This is a genomic window from Prevotella sp. BV3P1, from assembly GCF_000479005.1.
GTDB lineage: Bacteria > Bacteroidota > Bacteroidia > Bacteroidales > Bacteroidaceae > Prevotella.
In genome coordinates, this window is sequence record NZ_AWXC01000016.1 from 1 (window position 1) to 22,408 (window position 22,408).

The 22,408-nt window shown below is 46.2% G+C and carries 22 protein-coding genes; 7 read left to right on the plus strand and 15 right to left on the minus strand.

The annotated features are described in order from the left end of the window. The 3 genes from HMPREF1254_RS03680 to HMPREF1254_RS03690 form a co-directional block, all read left to right on the plus strand. A partial coding sequence (locus tag HMPREF1254_RS03680) for an IS30 family transposase (protein WP_023057324.1) occupies positions 1–519 on the plus strand: 519 nt, incomplete at its 5' end. Between the two features lie 206 nt (positions 520–725). After that, positions 726–911: a DUF4250 domain-containing protein gene (locus tag HMPREF1254_RS03685; protein WP_036872868.1), complete on the plus strand. Its 186-nt coding sequence runs from the start codon at positions 726–728 to the stop codon at positions 909–911. Positions 912–1,114: 203 nt separating this feature from the next. Further along, positions 1,115–1,375, plus strand: a complete 261-nt coding sequence (locus tag HMPREF1254_RS03690) for a hypothetical protein (RefSeq protein ID WP_023057312.1) — start codon at positions 1,115–1,117, stop codon at positions 1,373–1,375. A 900-nt stretch (positions 1,376–2,275) separates the two neighbouring features. On the opposite strand, the gene HMPREF1254_RS03695 is transcribed toward HMPREF1254_RS03690, so the two are convergent. The 7 genes from HMPREF1254_RS03695 to HMPREF1254_RS03725 form a co-directional block, all read right to left on the minus strand. Continuing rightward, positions 2,276–3,379: an efflux RND transporter periplasmic adaptor subunit gene (locus HMPREF1254_RS03695; RefSeq protein ID WP_023057326.1), complete on the minus strand. Its 1,104-nt coding sequence runs from the start codon at positions 3,377–3,379 to the stop codon at positions 2,276–2,278. Positions 3,380–3,472: 93 nt separating this feature from the next. Next, the gene (locus HMPREF1254_RS03700) at positions 3,473–4,717 is read right to left on the minus strand and encodes an ABC transporter permease (protein ID WP_023057320.1); all 1,245 of its coding nucleotides are present in this window, start codon (positions 4,715–4,717) and stop codon (positions 3,473–3,475) included. A 3-nt stretch (positions 4,718–4,720) separates the two neighbouring features. Further along, positions 4,721–5,983: an ABC transporter permease gene (locus tag HMPREF1254_RS03705; RefSeq protein ID WP_023057313.1), complete on the minus strand. Its 1,263-nt coding sequence runs from the start codon at positions 5,981–5,983 to the stop codon at positions 4,721–4,723. Positions 5,984–6,002: 19 nt separating this feature from the next. Further along, a complete protein-coding gene (locus HMPREF1254_RS03710) occupies positions 6,003–6,722 on the minus strand; it encodes an ABC transporter ATP-binding protein (RefSeq protein WP_036878296.1) in 720 nt (239 codons plus the stop codon). Further along, on the minus strand, positions 6,719–7,273 hold the full coding sequence (locus HMPREF1254_RS03715) for a TlpA family protein disulfide reductase (RefSeq protein WP_023057319.1): 555 nt from the start codon (positions 7,271–7,273) through the stop codon (positions 6,719–6,721). Before HMPREF1254_RS03715 ends, HMPREF1254_RS03710 begins: the two co-directional genes overlap by 4 nt. A gap of 6 nt (positions 7,274–7,279) precedes the next feature. Continuing rightward, positions 7,280–8,950: an ABC transporter ATP-binding protein gene (locus tag HMPREF1254_RS03720; RefSeq protein WP_023057323.1), complete on the minus strand. Its 1,671-nt coding sequence runs from the start codon at positions 8,948–8,950 to the stop codon at positions 7,280–7,282. A gap of 19 nt (positions 8,951–8,969) precedes the next feature. Next, on the minus strand, positions 8,970–9,857 hold the full coding sequence (locus HMPREF1254_RS03725; protein ID WP_023057328.1) for an NAD kinase: 888 nt from the start codon (positions 9,855–9,857) through the stop codon (positions 8,970–8,972). Between the two features lie 370 nt (positions 9,858–10,227). Here HMPREF1254_RS03725 and HMPREF1254_RS03730 point away from each other — a divergent pair, with 370 nt between their 5' ends. Continuing rightward, a complete protein-coding gene (locus HMPREF1254_RS03730; protein WP_023057318.1) occupies positions 10,228–10,620 on the plus strand; it encodes a hypothetical protein in 393 nt (130 codons plus the stop codon). A 584-nt stretch (positions 10,621–11,204) separates the two neighbouring features. Here the strand turns inward: HMPREF1254_RS03730 and rseP are convergent. The 6 genes from rseP to tsaB all read right to left on the minus strand — a co-directional run bounded on the left by rseP (position 11,205) and on the right by tsaB (position 17,023). Continuing rightward, complete coding sequence (gene rseP, locus HMPREF1254_RS03735) at positions 11,205–12,602, minus strand: RIP metalloprotease RseP (protein ID WP_036878337.1); 1,398 nt, start codon at positions 12,600–12,602, stop codon at positions 11,205–11,207. 70 nt (positions 12,603–12,672) lie between these two features. Continuing rightward, positions 12,673–13,827: a 1-deoxy-D-xylulose-5-phosphate reductoisomerase gene (locus HMPREF1254_RS03740; protein ID WP_023057330.1), complete on the minus strand. Its 1,155-nt coding sequence runs from the start codon at positions 13,825–13,827 to the stop codon at positions 12,673–12,675. A 29-nt stretch (positions 13,828–13,856) separates the two neighbouring features. After that, complete coding sequence (rimM, locus tag HMPREF1254_RS03745; RefSeq protein WP_023057315.1) at positions 13,857–14,375, minus strand: ribosome maturation factor RimM; 519 nt, start codon at positions 14,373–14,375, stop codon at positions 13,857–13,859. Further along, entirely contained in the window at positions 14,368–15,681 is a 1,314-nt protein-coding gene (murA, locus tag HMPREF1254_RS03750) for a UDP-N-acetylglucosamine 1-carboxyvinyltransferase (protein WP_023057314.1), read from the minus strand. Before murA ends, rimM begins: the two co-directional genes overlap by 8 nt. A 4-nt stretch (positions 15,682–15,685) precedes the next feature. Next, positions 15,686–16,279, minus strand: coding sequence for a DUF4290 domain-containing protein (locus tag HMPREF1254_RS03755; RefSeq protein WP_023057311.1), 594 nt, complete (start codon positions 16,277–16,279; stop codon positions 15,686–15,688). A gap of 51 nt (positions 16,280–16,330) precedes the next feature. Beyond that, entirely contained in the window at positions 16,331–17,023 is a 693-nt protein-coding gene (gene tsaB, locus HMPREF1254_RS03760; RefSeq protein ID WP_023057317.1) for a tRNA (adenosine(37)-N6)-threonylcarbamoyltransferase complex dimerization subunit type 1 TsaB, read from the minus strand. Positions 17,024–17,114: 91 nt separating this feature from the next. Between tsaB and HMPREF1254_RS03765 the strand changes: the two genes are divergently transcribed. From HMPREF1254_RS03765 to nadD, 3 genes are all read left to right on the plus strand, one after another. Then, positions 17,115–17,990, plus strand: coding sequence for a YicC/YloC family endoribonuclease (locus tag HMPREF1254_RS03765; RefSeq protein ID WP_004350879.1), 876 nt, complete (start codon positions 17,115–17,117; stop codon positions 17,988–17,990). A gap of 186 nt (positions 17,991–18,176) precedes the next feature. After that, entirely contained in the window at positions 18,177–19,232 is a 1,056-nt protein-coding gene (gene gmk / locus HMPREF1254_RS11650) for a guanylate kinase (protein WP_023057321.1), read from the plus strand. 14 nt (positions 19,233–19,246) lie between these two features. Next, positions 19,247–19,822, plus strand: a complete 576-nt coding sequence (gene nadD, locus HMPREF1254_RS03775; RefSeq protein ID WP_023057329.1) for a nicotinate (nicotinamide) nucleotide adenylyltransferase — start codon at positions 19,247–19,249, stop codon at positions 19,820–19,822. 674 nt (positions 19,823–20,496) lie between these two features. Here nadD and HMPREF1254_RS03780 read toward each other — a convergent pair. Beyond that, a complete protein-coding gene (locus tag HMPREF1254_RS03780; protein WP_023057327.1) occupies positions 20,497–21,813 on the minus strand; it encodes a M56 family metallopeptidase in 1,317 nt (438 codons plus the stop codon). Between the two features lie 65 nt (positions 21,814–21,878). Continuing rightward, complete coding sequence (locus HMPREF1254_RS03785; protein ID WP_025072043.1) at positions 21,879–22,247, minus strand: BlaI/MecI/CopY family transcriptional regulator; 369 nt, start codon at positions 22,245–22,247, stop codon at positions 21,879–21,881. Positions 22,248–22,408: the final 161 nt, after the last annotated feature.

The window sequence follows — 22,408 nt, forward strand, 5'->3', positions numbered from 1 at the left end:
AGACATCTTCCAATTAAAGACAGGTTGAGTATCCATGAAAGAAGTAAGGAAGTTGACGGGAAGAGATTTGGAGATTTTGAGATGGACTTGATCGTAGACCCTGACCAGCATGCCATACTCACACTGGTAGAGAAATCAACCAATATGCTGCTTATGCAGAAACTGCCATTTGGAAAGCAGTCAAAGCCTCTGGCAAAGGTAGTTAGGAAACTGCTGCTACCATACAAGGACATTCTGAAGACCATTACAACAGACAACGGACCTGAATTTGCAGCACATAAGGACATTACCAAGTTCTTAGGCGTGCCCGTATACTTCGCTGATCCATATTGTTCTTGGCAAAAGGGAGCTATTGAGAATACAAATAAACTAATCAGACAATATATACCGAAAAAGGATTCGTTTGAACATTATACAGAAAAGAGAATTATGTCGATACAAAAGAAATTGAACGAAAGACCGAGAGAAAAATTAAACTTTTCTACACCAAAGTGCGAGTTCTTCAAACACGTTTTGTAATTTTGCACTTGCTGGTTGACTCTACGTGGCGCCATCTTATTTTTTCGACGAACGTTTTTTTGACGCTTATCAATATTGATCATAATTTTTTAATTACCTTTGTATTCGCCCGTAACCATGCCCGTTTGAGGCTCTTGGTCGCAGGAAACATGGATACAGGAAGTTGTAACTTTGCTTGCATTCATTAATTGATAGGAGAAAGAAATATGGATCATTTACCATTGCATGATACGCCGATGTTGGTATCGGCCATCAACTTTTTGTTGCGTGATGAGGAGTTTGATAATCTCGACCAAATCTGTTATCACTTCAATGTAGATAGGGAAGAACTGGAAAAGCGTCTGGCAGCTGGCGGATTTCAATATTCAGCCGAGCTGAACAGGGTTTGGTAGTTGTTGATGTGCCATCAACGGTGCGTTATGCAACGATGAGGTAAACTCTTAACTCATCAACTTTTAACTCATTAACTCAATAACTCATCAACTTATCAACTTACAAACTCACCAACTTGTCAACTCAAAAACTCACCAACTCAACAACTTACAAACTCATCATCTCACCAACTTATAAACTTACCAACTCATCAACTCACCTCATGATTCCCAAAGACAGCATAGAAACAGCTTATAGTTTTTTCCATCAAAAGTGGCAAGTGTATCGTTATTCAACCATGCAGTGGCAGAAAGAAGACATTGAATATGCCATCAGTTCGTATGTGGATGGCATGAACAAAGAATTGTATGCCCTGTTGGCAAGGGGTCGTGAATCCTTTTTGCAGCCGTCAGAAACATTTGCGAGTGAAATGGCTGAGGCTGTTCATCAATTGGAGCAAATGATGAAAGGCATAACAACATGAGTCTTCATATCCTCAAGAGTTACGTCTATCCCTAACGCCATGCCTTTTTTAGGTATAAAAAATATAGGGAAACACGACTGGTGCTTCCCTACAAACTTGGCAACTAAAATGTTGTTGTGAATGGCTGTATGCCAATTAACCAGCATGAATATTTTTGACAACAGCTCTCTTCATGCTTGAAGAATTTGCAAACAAACCTGCCTCTTGCTGTAAATACGCCCAAAATTCGACGAGTTTGTATGTTATTAATACATAGCGGTTTACGCTTATGTCACACGGTTTCGCACCGCATGGCAAGCTTTTAGATGGGCAAAAGCATTGCATTAATAGTCATATCTGCATGCTCTTGCGTGGCAAAGTCATGCAGATTGGTGACCAAAGTGATGCTGTTTAGCGGGTAAAGTCAATGCTCTACCGCCAGAATTTGCTGTTTCTGGCCAAATCAACTCCACTTTGCAGCCTGTTTGCCTATCGTTTTTTTCTATTTTGAAAGTTTACAGATGCCGTTTTTGAGGCGATAATTTGTCAAAAAACACAACAACGCGTGCGCCATGGCACGCGTGTTGTCCCATCTGGATGCGTCGCCGCTATGGGTTATTTAAACCCAAAGATGTCTTTCAGTTTCTGCCAAAAGCCAGAGCTTTCTACCTCGTCAGCAGCCTTGTCTTTTGCCTCGTCAGCCTTCTTGGCGATGTCGTCTGCCGCTTTTTCTACTTTCTTTTCAACTTTATCTTTCGTTTCATCGGCTTTCTACAATGTGAGCTATTGAACACTTAATACAAAAACAGCCAGCAAAATGAACCATACGCCAAACTATTTATGGCGGAATTCAACATGACTTACAAACGAATGACATGGCAAGAGCGTGCGCACAAGATGGCAAAGCACGATTGCTTCATCTTAATCTTCTTTCACTTTCTTTGGTCCGCGCACCTTTTCGTTCTTGTTCAAGCCGCTTTTTATCTCGATGTTCAGGCCGTCGCTCATGCCTGTTTCTACCTTTCGCCGCTCGTAAGTCTTGTTGTCCTTATCGCCCTTGACGATGTATACATAGGTTTGTTTCCCACTAAACTCGATGGCACTCTCGGGAACAGTCAGCACGTTTTGCGCACTTGCCAGTACAATCTCGGCATTGGCACTGTATCCACTGCGTATCTTCTTGCCCTGGATGTTACGAATGGCGGCTTTAATCTCAAATTGGTTGGCGCCGTTTTGCTCAACAGCTTTGGGCGAAACATATTCGAGAGACGCCTGTAGGGTGTTGTCCTGCAAGGCTCCGATGGTTATCTTCATCGGCATGCCTACAGACAGTTGTCCCACTTCTGTCTCGTCGATGTTGCCTCGGAAGATAAGGTCGCCCATGTTGGCTACCGTGGCAATGGTGGTTCCGTCGTTGAAGGTGTTGCTCAAGATGACCGTGTTGCCCACTTTTACAGGTACATCAAGAATCAAACCGCTAATGGTGGAGCGTATGAGTGTGCTGCTGGTGTTGGCATTATTCTTTGACACACCATCGCGAACCACCTCTAAGTTGTCCTGTGCAGCCTTCACTTCCTCTTGCGATTGTTGGTAGGCTTGCCGTATCTTGTCGTACTCATCGCCTGCTACCAATCCTTTGTCGTAGAGCTTCTTCTCACGGTCGTAGTTCACTTTCGCTTGCTTCACGTTGATTTGTGCCAAACGAACGCGTGACTGGGCGTTTGATAATTGGTTCATATCAGGCACCACTTTTACCTTTGCAATAATCTCTCCAGCCTGCACCATCTCGCCCGCTTCTTTCATAATCTCGGTGATGATACCCGAAATCTGCGGCTTCACGTTCACCTCGTTGCGAGGTTCAATCTTGCCAGTGATGACAGTTACCTTCTTCAGGTTCGACATCTTGGGGGTAAACTCGTCGTAAACCTCGGGTTGAGGGCGTGACTTGAACCATAGGAAAACAAATGTTCCGATGAAGATGAGGGCGATAACGCCTGCAACGATAAATTTGATATTCTTTTTCATAATGGTGTAATGTATGGTTCACAATGCGCAACTCGTTCTGCAGTCGGCAGTGTGTATCATGAATAGGTTCTATGATTAGTTTTCTTATTTGGATTATTCGTCTCGCATGGCATCCACAGGTTTGATAGACATGGCTCTCAGTGCAGGAGCCAATCCTGCCAAGACACCGAGTAAAGACAGCATGATGACAGCGCCCACGGCAGTCCAAAAGCCCACTTGGAAATGTGCAGCAGTAAAGCCATCGGTGGTGCTGCCCATCTCTGCCAGCTGCAGAATGATGACGGCAAAGAGTATTCCACTCATGCCAGCTACCGCTATCAGGATGATGCTCTCTGCGATAATCTGCCCTAAGATGGTGCGTGGCGTGGCGCCAATGGCACGCCTGATGCCAATTTCTGTGGTTCGTTCGCGCACCGTTACCATCATGATATTGGACACACCGATAGCTCCAGCCAGCAAAGTACCGATACCTACGAGCCATACCAAGAAGTTGACACCGGCAAAAAGACTGTCAACCATGCCATACATCACTTCGGTGTTGAACACCGTGATGCCCTTTTCATCGGTCGGATCAATGTGGTGCGCACGGGCGATGACATCCCTCATGGGTTGTGCTATCTTGCTCATTTTGACCCCAGGACGCCCAGTAACACAAATAACGTGAACGGTTTGCCCCAAATTGTACGCTTGTTGCATCAGCGGGAGCGGTATGACGACGCTCTCTTCTGCCGACCCATTGATTTGCATGTTACCTGCACTATAGTCTACACCTACGACACGGTAGTAGATAGAGTCTATTCTAATGAGCTGACCGCAAGGGTCTCCGCCGCCTGGAAACAAGTTCTTGTACACTTTCTTGCCTAATATACACACCTTCCTGCGTTGCTGCATGTCCATTTCGTTGAGGTATCTACCGTAGTACATGTGTGGCGTTTCCACCTTAGCGTAATCCGCCATCAGCCCTTTGACGTTGCAATTGCTCTTCTTGTCGCCAAACACAGCGTTTCCACCCCATTGCGACAGTCCCGGTGTAACGATGTCTAAGTCGCGTACGTTCGCCTTGATACGCTCCACATCTTTATATTCTAATGTCCATTGTCGCCCCTTCCGATAGCCGTCGTATGGCTTGGTAGTGGGTTGAGCGAAGATGACTGAAGAGTTGGTAGCAAAGCCTTCGAACACCCGATTGAGCAACTCTCTGAACCCTTGTCCACCTCCGATGAGTCCCATGAGCATGAAGATGCCCCAGAAAACACCGAAGCCAGTGAGGAAAGAGCGGCTCTTGTTGCGCGAGAGTGTCTCGATAATCTCTTTGTATGTGTCGATATCAAACTTCATGGCTTATTCTGCTCTAAGTGCTTCAATGGGTCTTACGCGTGCCGCCTTGCGTGCAGGAATGAGTCCAGCGATAGTGCCTGCCACCACCATCAGTAGCGTGGCGTTGATACAAACGTCAAGTCCAACGGTGGGATTAACAAACATGGTGGTGGTAAACATGCCCGAATCAACCTTCATGTTGCCAATGGTGGCATTCATGTATTCATTGGCTGCAATGCCTAACACCATGCCGATGTATCCGAAGAAGGTGGTGATGATGATGCTCTCAATGATGATGAGCCTCAGGATAGACCATGGTGTGGCGCCGATAGCCTTGCGGATGCCGAACTCGTGAGTGCGCTCTTTCACTGTAATGAGCATGATGTTGGAAACTCCGACGATGCCACTGAGCAGGGTAAAGATGCCCACTATCCATAATGCCGTGCGTAACATCCCCATTCCTGTGTTCATCTGCATGGCTTGAGTAAATCGGTTCCATATCCAAACTGCCTCTTCATCGTCGGGCGCAGCACCGTGATTGCCGTTGAGATTAGCACGGTATCGCTGTTCGAAAGCTTCGTTTTGTTGTTCTGTCTCCAAGCCTTTGAATGAGAAAACGATGTTGCCTGTCTTGTCGCCCACATTATATATGGTGCGATAGGTGGTGAAAGGGATGAACGCATCGGTACCCATCATGCTCTTGTCTACTTGATAAATACCCACAATGTGAAACGCTAAGTCTTCCATTCTCACGATTTGCCCCAGCATATCTTCCACATTTCCCGTGGGTGAAAGCTCCTTTGCCATGTCATCACTGATGACAATCGACTTCCTGCGGTCTCTGATATCTATCTTATTAATAAACCTTCCATAGATCATGTCACGCTTGTTGATGATGTAATCGTTGGGATATACGCCACTGATGTTAGCGGCAGTGTACTCTTTTCCATGGCTCATAGTGGTGTTGCCATGGTCGAGTTCGGCACCCACCTCTTCCACGTTGTCGCTGAATCGGTCTTGGGTGATTTCCATATCACGGTCGTTCAACTCTATCTTGCGCCCCTCTTTTAGTCCTTTGTGTGCCTTTGAGGTTTGTCCGCCAAATATCACCATGGAGGTATTGAGATACCTATTTGAGTTCTGTTGCGTGGCATTGATCAGTCCGTTGCCTGCTCCCAACAGGAATATGAGCATGAAGATGCCCCACGCTACCGCAAACCCAGTGAGGGTAGTGCGCAGTTTGTTGCGTCGTGCGGTCGCCCATATTTCTGTTAAGATGTCTCTCATTTCCGATTTATTTTAAGCATTATTTCATGATACCTCCTGTCCCGAACGGGCTTGAGTTATGGTCGAGATTCTCCTCAATGCGTCCTATCAGTCCGTCCTTGATATGGATAATCTTGTTTGTCTCGTTGGCGACACCGCTCTCGTGCGTTACCACGACAATGGTCATGTGTTCGTCTTGGTTGAGTGACTTGAGCAGTTGCATCACCTCTACGCTGGTTTTTGAGTCCAAAGCTCCTGTCGGTTCGTCGGCTAAGATAATCTGTGGTTTGGTAATCAGCGCACGGGCAATGGCGACACGTTGTTTCTGTCCACCCGACATCTCGTTAGGGTAGTGGTCTGCCCACTGCGCCAATCCCAATCTGTCGAGATACTCCAGCGCTTGTTGATGGCGTGTTTTGCGACTTACTCCTTGGTAGAACAAGGGCAACTCCACGTTTTCTACCGCTGTCTTGAAGCCGATGAGATTGAATGATTGGAAGATGAAGCCAATCATCTTGTTGCGGTATTCGGCGGCACGCCTTTCGCTCAGGTCTTTGATGAGTGTACCCGAAAGCACATATTCACCACTGTCATAATTGTCGAGGATGCCTAATATATTTAATAAGGTAGACTTCCCCGAGCCCGATGCGCCCATGATAGAGACAAATTCGCCTTCCTCTATGTCAAGCGTGATGCCCTTGAGAACGTGCAAGGGCTGTGCGCCAAAATAGGTCTTGTTGATGTCTTTGAGATGTATCATTTGGCTTTTAGACGACAGCATGACTTTGAAAGTTGCACCAGCTCGGCTAATTTTTTCTCGATTTTTTCCACCATCACCGTTCTCATGACAATCTTTCCCTCTGGACAGATAAGATAGAAGGAGGGAATCCACTTGATGTGAAAATCCTTTGCCACTTTCGATTCTTTCATCTTCTCAAAGTTACAAACATGGTATGCTTGCTTATTTTTCCAATTTTGCTGTACGTATTGGGTCCATGCCTCTTTCTGGGTATCAAACGAAACGTGTATGAAAGCCACGCCATGGTCAGCATATTTTGCCCCCAACTCATCCACTTTCGGTGTGATTTTGCGACAATCGGGACACCAAGAAGCCCAAAACTCCAACACTACATACTTCCCTCGGAAGTCGTTTAGCGATAAGGTTTCGCCGTTGATGGTGGGCAGTGCAAGGGCTGGTGCTGCCGTTCCAACCTCTAAAAGCTGAGTGGCATACTTGGCATCATCATCTTGTGCCAACACTGTTGCAACTGTGCAAAACAAGCAAAGTGTGAGAAATACAATTCTTTTCATGATTAATTATTGTTTTTGTAGATGTAACGTTTGGTCGCAGTAGTCAACTACGGCAGGTCTGTGAGTAATGAATATCACGGTTTTGTCGTGATGAGAGAGAATATTATGCAAGAGCTGTCGCTCCGTCTCGGGGTCTAAAGCACTGGTAGCCTCATCGAACAGCATGATTGGACGGTTGCGCAACAAGGCTCGGGCAATGCTGATACGTTGTGCCTGTCCTTCGCTCAGTCCGCCTCCTGCTTCCGTACAAACGGTGTCTAAGCCGTCAGAAAGCTCCATAACAAACGAGGCGCAACTCATTTCCAACGCTGTTTTTATTTCCTCTTCCGTAGCGTTGAGCTTGCCCAAGCGCAAGTTGTCGCGAATCGTGCCACTCATCAGCGTGTTTCCCTGTGGCACATACACAAAGTTGCAGCGCATCAAGGGCGACAATTCTTTTTGCTCTTGTTGATTGTATAGGATGACTTTCCCCTCATTGGGATGCAACAGAGCCAAGATGAGTCGTATCAATGTGGTCTTTCCTGCGCCCGTTTCGCCCAAGACAGCCGTGCACGAACCAGGGTAAAAATCAAAGTCCAACTGCTCAATCACATTACTGTCGCCATCGTCGTATGCGTAGGTAATGTGCTCCAAGCGCACCCCACACGGTGCTGTCAGGGGGATAGGGTCGCCTTGTTCCTCCAAGGGATTCTCCTCGAGTTCCATCAATCGCTCGGCTGCCGTAAAGACTCCGACAAACACAGGTGCTAAGCGAGTGAGGTCGCGCGCTGGTCCTTGGATGCGATTTACTAATTGCAAGAACGCCGTCATGCCTCCGAAAGTCAGCGTTTGGTCAGCCATTCGCAACGCTGCCCATAAGAAAGCGATGAGATAACCCACAGAGAATCCTGCGTTCAGGATAAAGTTTGACACCACACTAAATGCCGTTCGCTTTACCACCCGATGCCGAAGTTCGCTCTGTGTGCTTTCCAATCGATCCACCATGATGCTGTCGCTCTCCAAAGTCTTGATGAGCATACGGTGCTGAATGGTCTCTTGCAGCACACTTTGCACCTTGCTATCCGAGTCGCGTACCTGTCGGGTGAGCCTTCGCATCTGTCCAATATACAGCTTACTTAACAGCACAAACACCGGAATAATGCCTACGATGACGAAGGCAAGTACTTTGTCCATAGAGAAAAGATACAAGAAAGCGCCCACAAACATTGCCACTACCGAAATGGTATTAGGAATAGTTTCGGTTAGAAAACTTACCACCGTGCCTACATCCTGTTCCAACCTATTGAGTACATCGCCTGAGTGATGCGACTCTTTTCCCGTCCATTCCGACCGCAAAATGCGGTCGAGCATGCGTTGCTGCATACGGTTTTGCGCCTTGATGCCCAATATGTTGCGCACCCAAATGGAACAGATACGCAGGGCGAAGCCGCAAAGAACGAGCAAAGCCATCACCCCTACAGACCAGTAGATAGAACCTTCCGCGTGTCCAGACGCCACGTCAATGGCATGCTGTACAGCCCACACTTGTGCTAAGCTCACCACTACAGAGAGCAAACCAATGGCGGCATTGAGGATAGCTTGCAACTGATTGCCACGCCAAGCACGCCAAAGCCATTTGAAAATAACCCTGGCGGAATATTTGGGGGTAGGAATCTTAAACCATTGTCGGATGTTCATAAGCTGCTGTGTCTATGTGTTATCCCCTTGTGTCTGCCCCCCACATCATCTTTTCACGCAGGGTTGAGAAGTAACGTTGACCGAACCGTTTGACGAATAGGGTTGCAAAAGGAGCCTTGCGAATAGTCAGTTGCGTATGCTCACCTAACTTTGTAGAGCGACCGTCAATGGCAGCGAGGAAGTTGTGCGAGCGTGATTCTACTGTGAGAGTAATCACGTTGTTGTCGTTAATCACGATAGGACGGATGTTCAGACTGTGTGGAGCCACAGGTGTGAGACACAAATTGCTGGTTGATGGCACCATGATGGGACCTCCATTTGACAAGTTGTATGCCGTACTACCCGTAGGTGTCGCAATTACTAAACCGTCGGCTTGGTAGGTTACCAAGTAGTCATCGTTCACGCAAGCACGAATCGTAATCATCGCAGCATCGTCACGCTTCAGGATAGCAATGTCGTTGAGGGCGTAAGGGTTGATGTCTAAGGGTTCTCCGTTGGTTTCTAATTGGATGACCGAATGCCTCTCTAACTCGTAATGGTGGGCGTAAATATCAGCAACGGCTTCCTTTAACTCACTCGGAAGGATGTTGGCAAGAAAACCGAGTCTGCCGGTGTTCACCCCTATCAGCGGAATTTGTTTGATGCCCACACGTCGGGCAGCCTTGAGAAAGGTACCGTCTCCACCCACGGAAATCACAAAGTCGGCATCGAAGTCTTGTCCTTCAAACCGCTGTACGGTCTCCGATTTGAAATGAACATCTTGACATAAGAAGTCGTAAAACGTGCTATCAATGCTTACGTGAGCACCGTGTGCCTGCAACTCCTCGATAATTCGCAGGAAGAAGGCTGTTTTCTCAGGTTGGTATTCGTTGCCAAAAAGGGCAAATCTTAATTTCTGTTCTGACATGATTGCGTATCGTTTTATCTGTCCCTGACACAGCAGTCAAGTAAAAAGTAATGACTGACATGCCCAAAGCCGCACGGACTATACCTTGCAAAAATACATATTTATATTGAAAAAAGCGATGAAACGGAAGAAAACAGATTATCTTTTTCGGGACATCATAGTTGACGGTTCATGAACGATATTCAGTTACATTCACCAGGTGTGCGCCTCCCTTTTTATATGTGAACAAATTTGACAGAAAACTAATTCCAGGGATTAAAACCACCAATTTGTCAGAAATACTGAGCATTCTGTGGTAAAATATGTAAATTATTTTGAACTTTTGCTCTGTTTTTCTTATATTTGTGATGAAAATTAAAACAATTAAGTTATGAAAACAACATTAAAAACATTATCCATTTTCGTATGTGCCCTGCTTTTATCAGTGGGATTTGCAGCTTGTAGTGATGACACTGATCCAGCAGAGGCCGAAGTGTTCACAGACGTTTATAAAGGGAAAATATCGTATGCCAAACTCGGAACGGATAAAAAGATTTCGGCCAATGATGGCAAAGTAACAGTTGTCAAACTGGGGAACAGGTATTCGTTTCACTTCAACAATGGCATTCCCGACCTGACCAACATCAAGTTTGCGAAAAAAGACGACAACACCTTCGTGAATATAGGCTCAGATGGTTTGAAGGGAATCAAGATTGACGAATCTAAACTTCATATCCTTTATGTAAAGGGTAAGGAAACCTGGACAGCCGATTGTACCAGATAGACTGGGAACGAACAGCCTCACCCCCAACCCCTCCCCAAAGGGGAGGGGAGTGAATGGCAATGCTATCAACTTGTAAACTAACCAACTAGGAATTCTAGGAAAACTAGTATTTCTAGCAAAACTAGCAAAACTTGTAAATCTAGTAAACTAGACAACTCGTCAACTCGTGAACTAAAACCTCAATTCTATATTTCCTATTTTAGTGTTGGTTTTGGGGGTGATATCCAATGTCATTGAGTTTGGCGTCCAAAGTCATTGAGTTTAGTGTCCAATGTCATAGAGTTTAGAGTGCAATATCATAGAGTTTGATGCGCAACAACATTTTTCCTGTGGTGACATTATAGAATAACACACCGATATTGCTGGAACGATGTCTTTTCTTTTGATAAACATAGTTGAAAATCCTTTCGTGTCACCCAAAATTAGGTGACGCAAAGATAGAAAATAGTGTTTATCAATTAGTTGTAGAATACGTGTGTTTTTGAGTGACGAAGTCAAGAAGAAGTAAGTATAAAGCGAAGAGGCAAGGTGCAAACAATCTCACGCACCTTGCCTCTTCGTATATAGATTAAGGCCGTATTGCCTTAGTAGGTGATGATTCCCAGCCAGCGCAACACGTCATTTAGGTTGGCTACGATCATTAAAAGCAGTAAGATACCAATGCCGATGTATTCGGCACGCACCATGAAAGTCTCACTGGGTTTGCGACGAGTTATCATCTCGTAGAGCAGGAAGAGTACATGCCCACCATCCAAAGCGGGGATAGGAAGAATGTTCATGAAAGCCAGGATGATGCTGAGGAAGGCCGTCATGAGCCAGAACATGTGCCAATCCCATACGGGAGGGAACAGACTTCCGATAGCACCGAAGCCTCCTAACGACTTGGCACCATCAGCGGTAAACACATATTTCATGTCGCCTACATATCCTGCCAGTACATGCCAACCGTATTTTGCACCTGCTGGGAAGCTCTCGAAGAAGCCGTATTCTTTCTTGGTGGGTTGATAATACGAGTAAATGCTCGTCATGCCCACGCCCAAAAGCAAATCTTTGCTCAGCACAACCTGTGCCGTATCGGATTTTGAGGCGCCCGGATGCATGAACGCGATGGAAGCCGTTCGAATCTTCATGCTGTCTTGCGGGGTCTTAGCCGCCATGAGTTGATCACTCAACACGCCCACCTCGTCTTGGAAAGCGTTCCAAGAATCAACAGGCTTACCATTGATGGCAACGATGCGATCACCCTTTTTGACACCGGCTTTAGCCGCTGCTCCATCGGGCATGACACTGTCTACATCGGCCAATACAAACGGTGTAACGAAGCGAGGGGTACTCTTCAGCATGGACAACAGGTTCAGGTCACCGGGCAGGTTGATGCTCATGTGCTTCCCGTTGCGCATGATGTCTACCCGTTTGGCGGTAGACAAGTCACGATAAACGTCGGCGTTGAAATCCTTGAACGCTCCTTGATCGGTACCCACAAGGATGTCATGGTCTTGAAATCCATACGACTTGGCTTCTTGGTTGAACCGCATTCCGTGGGTCATGTCCTTGACCAGAACGTACGATTCGCCCCAATAAAACAACACCATGGAATAGATAAAAAGAGCCAAGAGAAAGTTGACGGTAACACCACCAATCATGATGAGCAGGCGTTGCCATGCGGGTTTAGAGCGAAACTCCCACGGTTCGGCCGGCTTTTTCATCTGTTCGGTATCGAAACTCTCGTCTATCATACCCGCTATCTTACAATAGCCGCCCAACGGAAGCCATCCCATACCATAGGTTGTGTCGCTATGTTTGGGCTTGAAACTGAACAGATGGCCCTTCCACTTGCCGATGCCGACATCGAAAAAGACAAAGAACTTTTCAACTCTTACACCGAAGAGCTTGGCAAAAAACATGTGTCCGCCTTCGTGCAAGAGGACCAATAAGGAGATTGCCAGCACAAACTGAAGCAACCTGATTAAGAATATTTCCATTTCTATTTGATGAGTTTTCGGAGCCGACAGGGGCTTGAACATGAGGACAGGCACCCTGGCATCTCCATGATCATTTTGTGATTAATTCGTTAGCCATGCGTCGAGCCGCAGCATCTGTCTCGACATAGGTTCCATAGGTGGGTGCGGCATCGAAGGCGACACGCTCCATGGTCTTCTCTATGACGTCAGCCATGCCCAGGTAAGTACACCGTCCTTGTCGGAAAGCCTCGTTCACCACCTCATTGGCAGCATTCACCACACAGGGCATGTTGCCGCCCTGACGGATGGATTCATAGGCCAAAGCCAGGCATTTGAACTTCTTGAAGTCGGGCTCAAAGAACTCCAAGGGCTGCTGGAACAAGTCCAAACGATCGCCATCAAGATGCAATCGCTTAGGAAACGAGAACGCATATTGTATCGGCAGACGCATGTCTGGCACGCCGAGTTGCGCCTTCACACCACCATCTACGAACTGAACGGCACTGTGGACGATGCTCTGTGGATGAATAAGTACCTGTATTTTTTCGGCTGGAACGCCAAAAAGCCACTTGGCTTCGATGACCTCGAAGCCCTTGTTCATCATCGTTGCCGAGTCAATCGTTATCTTGGCACCCATTTCCCACGTTGGATGTTTGAGTGCATCTGCAGCGGTAACGTCCTTCATCTGCTCCAGCGTGAACGTGCGGAAAGGGCCGCCACTGGCCGTCAGCAATATCTTTTCAATCTCATTGTCATCTTCACCTACAAGAGATTGGAAGATGGCACTGTGCTCAGAATCGACTGGTAGAATAGGTACATGATACTGTTGAGCCAACTTGCAAATCAGTTCACCCGCCACAACAAGCGTTTCCTTGTTGGCCAGACACACTTTCTTGTGCGCCTTGATGGCTTGAATGGTTGGCGAAAGCCCAGCGAATCCAACCAGTGCCGTAAGCACCATGTCTATCGGTTCGGCCTGTACGATTTCATCAAGCGCCGCCTTGCCCGCATAAACCTTCACCTCAGGACAGTCGTCCAACAACCGACAGAGCGGCTCATACAGACTTTCGTTGGCGATGACTACCGCAGCTGGCCTGAACTTTCGGGCTTGCTCGGCCAGTTCTTCATACCGGTTGTTGGCGGTGAGGCAATAGGCTTCATACAAGTCGGCATGCTGCTCGATGACATCGAGTGCTTGTGTTCCGATGCTGCCTGTTGAGCCTAATATACATATTTGTTTCTTCATTGATCGTTATGGAAAAGTGCCGAACGGCTTTACTTGTCTGATAAGTCGAGCAAGCCGTCGGGCAATTGTATCGTTATTTCTTTGTTCCGCGCGTCTATTTGCCGTATCAAGTCCTCATTGGCGGGTATCAAAGTGCCGTCTTCCAGTTCAAACAGCACGTTTTCCGTGCTGTCATCTACCGAATTGATGATGCCAATCAGCTGACCAGTTTGCGCATCTTTCAAGGAGAACCCGGTGACTTGCGCCCAAGAGAGATGGGCATCATCCGACTCAGCAATTGCCCTTGGGAAGAAAACCTCGCAGCCAGTCAGCTGTCGAGCCTTGTCCTGTGAGTCGACATCACAAAACTTCACCAAGACCGTCTCACCGCTTCTGAAGCGATATTCCTCCAAGAAGAAAGGTACAAAGATGCCATCTATCTTCAAAATGAGATAGGAACTCTCCGTACGGTCGAACGCATCGTCGGTGAAATGGAATGACAACTCGCCTTTAACACCATGCGGTTTGCCAATCTTGCCTATGCGGTAAACATCTTCTTCCTTAATCATCGACGCGCGTGATATGTGCGCCCAACGCGTTGAAACGAGCCTCTATGTCCTCGTACCCTCTGTCTATCTGGGCGATGTTTTCTATTCTGCTGGTACCTTCTGCACTCAATGCCGCAATCAACAGTGCGATACCGGCACGGATGTCGGGACTGGTCATGCGACCGGCACGCAGTCTAAATTGGCGATCATGCCCGATAACCACCGCGCGATGCGGGTCGCATAGGATGATTTGAGCACGCATGTCAATCAGTTTATCCACGAAAAACAGTCGGCTTTCAAACATTTTCTGATGAAAAAGCACGCAACCTCGCGCCTGTGTTGCCACCACCAACAGCACCGACAGCAAGTCGGGCGTAAGTCCTGGCCATGGGGCATCGCTCAAAGTCATGATGGTACCATCGATAAACGAGTCGATTTGGTAATGAGGTTGACGGGGAATGAACAGATCGTTGCCTTCAATCTTGATTTTAATTCCCAAGCGTCTGAAGGTATCGGGGATGATTCCCAAGTGCCGAACAGCCACATCTTTGATTCTCACACCATTGCCTACCATAGCTGCCATGCCGATGAACGACCCCACCTCAATCATGTCTGGCAAGACTGTGTGTTTGGCTTTGTGCAGCGACTTGACGCCAACAATGGTCAACAAGTTTGATGCGATACCGCTGATGTTGGCTCCCATGGCGTTCAACAGATGGCACAACTGTTGGATATAGGGCTCGCAAGCCGCATTGTACACGGTGGTTGTCCCCTCTGCCATCACGGCTGCCATGATGATGTTGGCCGTTCCTGTAACCGAAGCCTCATCCAAGAGCATGTAACAGCCCTTGAGCTTGTTTGCTGTTTCTATGTGATAAACGTCACGAACTGCGTCATGCCTAAACTTCGCTCCCAGTGCTTTAAAACCCAGAAAGTGGGTGTCCAATCGGCGGCGACCAATCTTATCACCGCCTGGTTTGGCGATGGTACTCCTGCCAAAGCGACCCAACAAAGGGCCAATCATCAAGACAGAGCCGCGCAAGGATGAGCATTTTTTAACGAAAGCGTCGCTGTCCAGATAGTCGAGATTAACCTCGTCTGCCTGGAAAACATAATCATTTTTATTGATTCGGTTGACCTTGACCCCAATCTCTTGTATCAATTTGATCAAGTTGTTGACATCAAGAATGTCTGGAATATTCTTGATTGTGACAGGATCGGAGGTAAGAAGCGTCGCACAAATTACCTGCAACGCCTCGTTCTTGGCACCCTGTGGCTTGATTGTTCCGCTCAGCTGATGGCCGCCTTCAATGACAAATGCCTCCATACGCCTATCGTCTCTTTTTCCTTCTATCGTTGGGACGCGCATCCATTCGGTCGAACTTGAAAGTATCAAGGTCAAGAACAATCTTGCCGTCGGTGAACTTTTCAAGGTCGAAAGCCACCTTCTCATCATCCGAGGAGCCGTGTCCCCACTGCATTAAGTTGCGTTTCATCTGGTTTGCTGTAATGCGAGCCAACTCGTCACGTTCGTCACCAGGCTTCATAGTCTTGAGCTTTTCGAACATCTCGAACACCATGTTTCCATAGTGACGCACAGGAATTCGATTCATGGGATATTTCAATGGTTCGGGCTTTGCGTAAATCTTAGCCGCCTGCGAAACATCATAAGGATAGTCGATGTCGAGCTTAAAGTTGCTCATGATGGCAAGATGATCCCACATTTTCCGCTGAACATCCTCGTTCTCACGACTCTGTGGAAACATTCGAGCCATGATTGCGACAATGGTTTCGGCACATTGTTGACGCTCATCCTTGTCGGTGAGCGATATGGCATGGTCTACCATGTTCTGCACTTCACGGCCATACTCGGGCAAGATGAGTTTCTCACGCTGGGTATTATAATCTAATCCTTCAATATCCATAGTTCAATTTATTTATCAACTAAAAGCCTCGTCGCAGCGAACCCCATGTTCTTAAAGCAACTTCTTGGGTGATTTGGCCACAAAGTCCTTCAAATAGAACGGTACGAAATAGGCCACATCCTCGAACTGTTCGTTCATCATGCGCTTCTCCGCCAATGGAAACATGTTCTTGGCCAAGGGTTCTACGCCTTTGATGAAATGCGCATGGGGGTGGTTGATGGCGTCCAAACACTTCTCCGCGCCATTCCCAAAGAAATATACGGGATGCTCATCCAAATATGATTTATAGGTGTCGTGATCCACTACGTCTGCTTGTATCGGTCGAATCTCTTTCAAAGAACGGTCAAAAAGCTGCGCATACACTTCCATTCTACGGGCATCCAGCATGGGACACAACAACGCATCTTCCTCTTGTATCTGCTCGCTCAACAACACGGGGACACACAACAGCTCGAGGGTTGGAACGGAAATCAACTTGACCGAACGCCCATAGCAAACGCCCTTGGCCATCGATACGCCAATTCGCAGCCCGGTATACGAACCCGGTCCGCAACTCACAGCTACGCCATCGAGTGGAATTAAATGACTGTCTATGAACGACAGTGCCTCGTCTACATACACGCCCAACTTCACGGCATGGTTGGGACCGCTGTGATCTTCTCTCTCAAAGATGCATGTTCCATCTTGGCTTACGGCCACGGAACACACGTCTGTACTTGTCTCTATGCTTAAAATACACGACATACGTATCGTAAATATTACCTAAATAAAATGCAAATTTACGCTTTTTTCCTGCAAAAAGATTACTTTTGCATAAATTTAACGTGTTGAAATTATGATACAATCGATGACAGGTTACGGAAAGGCAACCACTATCTACAAGGAAAAGAAAATCAATGTCGAAATCAAATCACTCAACAGCAAGTCGCTTGATCTCTCTACACGTATCGCCCCACTGTACCGAGAGAAAGAATTAGAGATTCGCCAACAAGTCGCTCATGCGTTGGAACGGGGCAAGATAGACTTCTCTATCTGGATAGAAAAAGACGCATCAACAGACCTTTCTCCCATCAACAGCGAGGTTGTTGAGAATTATTACAAGCAAATCAAACAAATAGCAGCCACGACCGGACTGCCCGAACCGCAAGATTGGTTCCGCACCTTACTCTCTCTTCCCGATGTGACCATCAAGACCGAGACCGAAGTGCTTGATGATGAAGAATGGGCTGTCGCACAAAAGACCATCACAGAGGCTCTCAACCAGCTCATCGACTTCCGCAAACAAGAAGGTGCCGCACTGCAAAAGAAGTTCACCGAGAAGCTGGACAACATCACCAACCTGCTGAATGAGATTGAACCGTACGAGAAGTTGCGCGTTGAAAAGATACGCGCTCGCATCGTTGACGGCCTCTCTCAGATACCTGATGTTGAGTATGACAAGAATCGTCTGGAGCAAGAATTGATTTATTACATCGAGAAACTCGACATCAGTGAGGAGAAACAACGACTGGCTAATCACCTGAAATACTTCCGCACCACCATGAACGAGAACGAACCCGTTGGAAAGAAACTGGGCTTCATCGCACAAGAGATGGGCCGAGAAATCAACACAACGGGGTCGAAAAGTAATCTCGCAGAGTTACAGAACATCGTGGTGAAGATGAAAGACGAACTGGAACAAATCAAAGAGCAGGTGTTCAATGCGCTGTAAGCCCTAGAAAACACAGCCTCCCCCAACCCCTCCGAAGGAGGGGAGCTATAAACTAAGGAGGAAGAAGCGATAGGCAATTATCACGCTATTTAAACATAAGGGAGCTGTACAATTTGTACTTTGGGATAGAGGGAATGGCTATTTTCATGAACATTGTTCACCACTCTTACGACTGTCATCAAGGAAATGGCGAAAAACAGGCAAGAAAGATATAAATACGAGACAGCTGATGCTTCTTTATACAAAGTATTGCAAGAGCGTGCACTGCAACATCGGAAACACCCAACGCAGGCTGAAGCCGCACTTTGGGAATACTTAAAGGGAAATCATTTGGGTGCAAAATTCAGAAGACAGCATTTGATTGGCCAATATATACCCGATTTTGTATGCCTTTCCAAACAGTTGATTATTGAGGTGGATGGAGGTTATCATTTCATTGGCGACCAACTCATCTCTGACGAACAACGAACAGCTTATCTCGAATCTTTTGGCTATCAGGTTATACGATTCACAAACGAAGAGGTGTTGGCAGACACACAAAACGTACTTAAACAAATAAGACAAATCATGAATCATCGAAACGAACAAAACAAACAGCAAACCGTACAAGACACAAAGTCCACGGACAACGCTCCCCTCCTTAGGAGGGGCGGGGGGAGGCCCTCATCCCATCTCATCATCTTCTCGGCTCCTTCGGGCAGTGGCAAGAGCACTATCGTGAACTGGCTCATGCAAGAACACCCCGAACTCAAACTGGCTTTCTCTATCTCGTGTACCAGTCGTAAGCCAAGAGGTACGGAACGAGATGGTGTGGAATACTTCTTCGTCAGTCCTCAGGAGTTTCGCGAACGTATTGACAACGATGAGTTTTTGGAGTACGAGGAGGTATATGAAGACCGCTTTTATGGCACCCTGAAAGCACAAGTGGACAAACAGTTGGCTGCCGGTCAAAACGTTGTGTTCGACGTAGATGTCAAAGGCGGCATCAACATCAAGCGGTTTTATGGGCAAAGGGCACTGAGTATTTTTATACAACCACCCTCGGTAGATGAGCTTCGCCGCCGGTTAGAAGGGCGTGCCACCGACGCACAGAGTGTCATAGAAGACCGATTGGCCAAGGCTTCATACGAGCTGTCGTTCGCATCTCAATTTGACAAGATCGTAATCAATGACGATTTGGCAAAGGCGAAACAGGAAACATTGGAAATCATCCGCACATTTTTGGAAGGAAAGGAAGCGTGAAATCACCCGGCACGATGAAACAAGTAGGCATCTATGGTGGGTCTTTCAACCCCATTCACAACGGGCACGTCCAGTTGGCAAAGCATATTCTCAGGCTTTCCGCCTTGGATGAAATATGGTTCATGGTGTCTCCTCAGAATCCCCTGAAACCCCAAAACGAATTGCTCGACGACCATTTGCGCTTGGAAATGATACGCACGGCCCTGCAGAACGAGCCGAAACTCATCGCCTGCGATACCGAATTTCACCTGTCCAAACCATCATACACCTGGAACACGCTGCGACATTTGTCCACCGAGCATCCCGAAGTATCATTCGCACTCATCATCGGAGCCGACAACTGGCTGGTATTCAATCAGTGGGCACACTATCAAGAAATCCTGCAAAAGTACGAAATCATCATCTATCCTCGCCTCAACGCTCCCATCAACAAACAAAGTTTGCCTCACAACGTCCACGTGTTGGACACGCCTCTCTACAACATCAGCAGCACGGAAGTGCGCCGACGCATCCAGCAAGGCGAAGATGTAAACCAACTGATTCCAACAGAAATCATTCCGCTTGCCACTCGGTATTACCCGCATCCATGAGCGTATCTCGGGTTAGAGATACGCTGCATGAAAGGATTATAAAAGCTGATTTTTCTTTACAAAGTGCCGCTCATAATTCTCGTGTAAACAACCAACGGCAAAGTTGGTCGCAAATACGCAAATTATGAGCAACTTTTATAATCCATTGACATTGAGTGTGTTATATTCAAGTCGTCTTTTTTCATTCATAATTTTATCTTTTTTGGGCGACAAGAGCATTGAGATAAGTCTCCAATGTGTATGCTTTCATACTGGTATTGCATGCGAGTAACGCCAATAGAGCATGTTTCCAAGGCTTTAAAGTCAATGCTCTGACATTGAAAGCCGCTTATTATGTTCAAATCATCTCCTCGCTTGCAGCCTGTTTGCCTATTGATTTTTTCTATTTTGAAGGTTTTAGCTGGTCGTTTTTTGGTAAAATAATAAGATAGAAACAGCAAATTCTTTTGCCAAAAATGAGATGAAAAAAACGACGCTGCACCTTCACAAAAGTGGCATTGTTGTTATAACAAATGACGCAAAATGAAGCGAATGAAAACAAGCAATGCGATTCATTTCATTCATTAGAATGATTGTTGAAACAATAGAACAAAGATTGTTTTCCTCATCAAAAACCTTTCTCTTCTATGAAAGAGCCGCGTATTTATTCACATTCGCTTCATTGATCGACAAGTTTATTTCAACTTAAAAGTGATGGGAAGCGTGTATTGAACCCGCACAGGCTTGCCTTTTTCATAACCAGGCTTCCATTTCTTTTGCAACTTTGCCACTCTGAGGGCTTCCGCATCTAATAATGGGTCAATAGATCTGACAACCTTAAAATCTGAAAGCGATCCATCTTTTTCTACAACGAAACTCACGATGACGCGCCCTTCTATTTTCTTTTTCTGCGCCTCTACGGGATATTTCATGTTTGTTGCCAAAAAATTCATTAAAGCTGGTATGCCCCCTTCGTATTGTGGCATCACTGATGATACTGAATACACTTTATCGTCATTATCTTTTACGGTGCCACCTTTCTTCTGTGTTTTGACAGGTGTCCGTTTCTTTTTGGGTTTTTGTGGTTGCGTCTGCCGCAAAACTTTTACGGCATCTTTCTTCACAATAGTGGGTTGTTCACTGATAGAGCGTGCAATACTCTCTATGTTGCTCGCGGCGAGGAGTGCGGCTACGAGCGGAAGGAAAAACAAGTATTTTACCTTTCCTACGGGTTTTGTTCTGCGTTTGTTCATCATCTTGATTCTTTTTTTTAATGGTAAAACATTGAAGTTATTTGAAATTGTAGCTACATTCTTTTGATACGACAATCCTAATAGGTGGTATTGGTAAGTTTTAGAGTTGATTCCATTTGTCACCACTCGATGATCTGCCAAATATTCTATGTTCATTCTCACCTCTCGTCTTAACAACCATGCGAAAGGATTCATCCAACATACGATGGTAAAGAGTTCGGAACAAATGACATCTATCGAATGCCATTGTCTGGCATGTGTCTGCTCGTGCACCAATATCTCGTGTAGTTGAACAGGCGTTTGTGCGTCGGGATTTACAAATATCCATTGGAAAAAGGAGAACGGACTGCCTTTGCCCTTGATGATATGTACCTTGCAACCGTCTATCTCGCGCGTTTTGGTGCGGATAATCATGGCCACAATCATGCCTACTTGCACCAACATCCGAAGCAAGAGTACCACTGCCCCACCTATATATATCCATTGCGCCACGTTCATCCAAGACAACTCGGTCTTCTTTGCTCCAACAGTGAGCTCAGGAAGCACTACTTGTCGGTACGTTAATGCCATTCCTTGAGAGGTTTCAGCGGTCATGAGCCAATGGGTTATTGGCATCAATGGAACCAAGAAGGCGATGGCATAAATGCCTAACAAAAGACTTCTTCTCCAGCCAAAGAACGTGTCTTTGGCACAAAACATCTGATAAAAGCCATACAACAGTATGAGGGCTATGTTCACTTTGACGAGATAGATAAGCATAATCTGTATTTTTAAGGGTACTTGTTCAAATCTATTATTTTCTAAACAGCGATAGGGAAAGGTGTTTATTCATTACCCTTCTCAATTTGGTCAATGATGTCTTGCAAATCTTCAGAAGACAGTTTCTCTTCTTTCGCAAAGAAAGACACCATGTCCTTGAACGAGTTACTAAAGTAATCACGAACAAAACGCGACATACAGTGCTGTTTGTACTTCTCTTCTGGAATAGCAGGAGAGTAAACGTAGGTGTTCCCTCGCTGTTCTTGATTTACAAAATCTTTGCGTTTGAGGTTGTTCACCACCGATGCAACTGTGGTGTATGGCGGTGGAGGTGTACCCAGTTCACCCAATATTTGCTTTACCGTACAACTTCCTAATTGCCATATACGTTGCATGACCTCTTCTTCTTGTACTGTCAATTTTTCCATATTCATCATCTTGCGTATTATCAACTTAAACCGTAAGCAATTGTCTGATGTCAGTCCATCGATTGCTTATCATTCGCAAATCTACGAACTTTTCGTAATAACTGCAAGCATTTATTGGTTAACAAATCATAAATATTTTGCAAAAGTAATTGTTTATAAAGTTATTA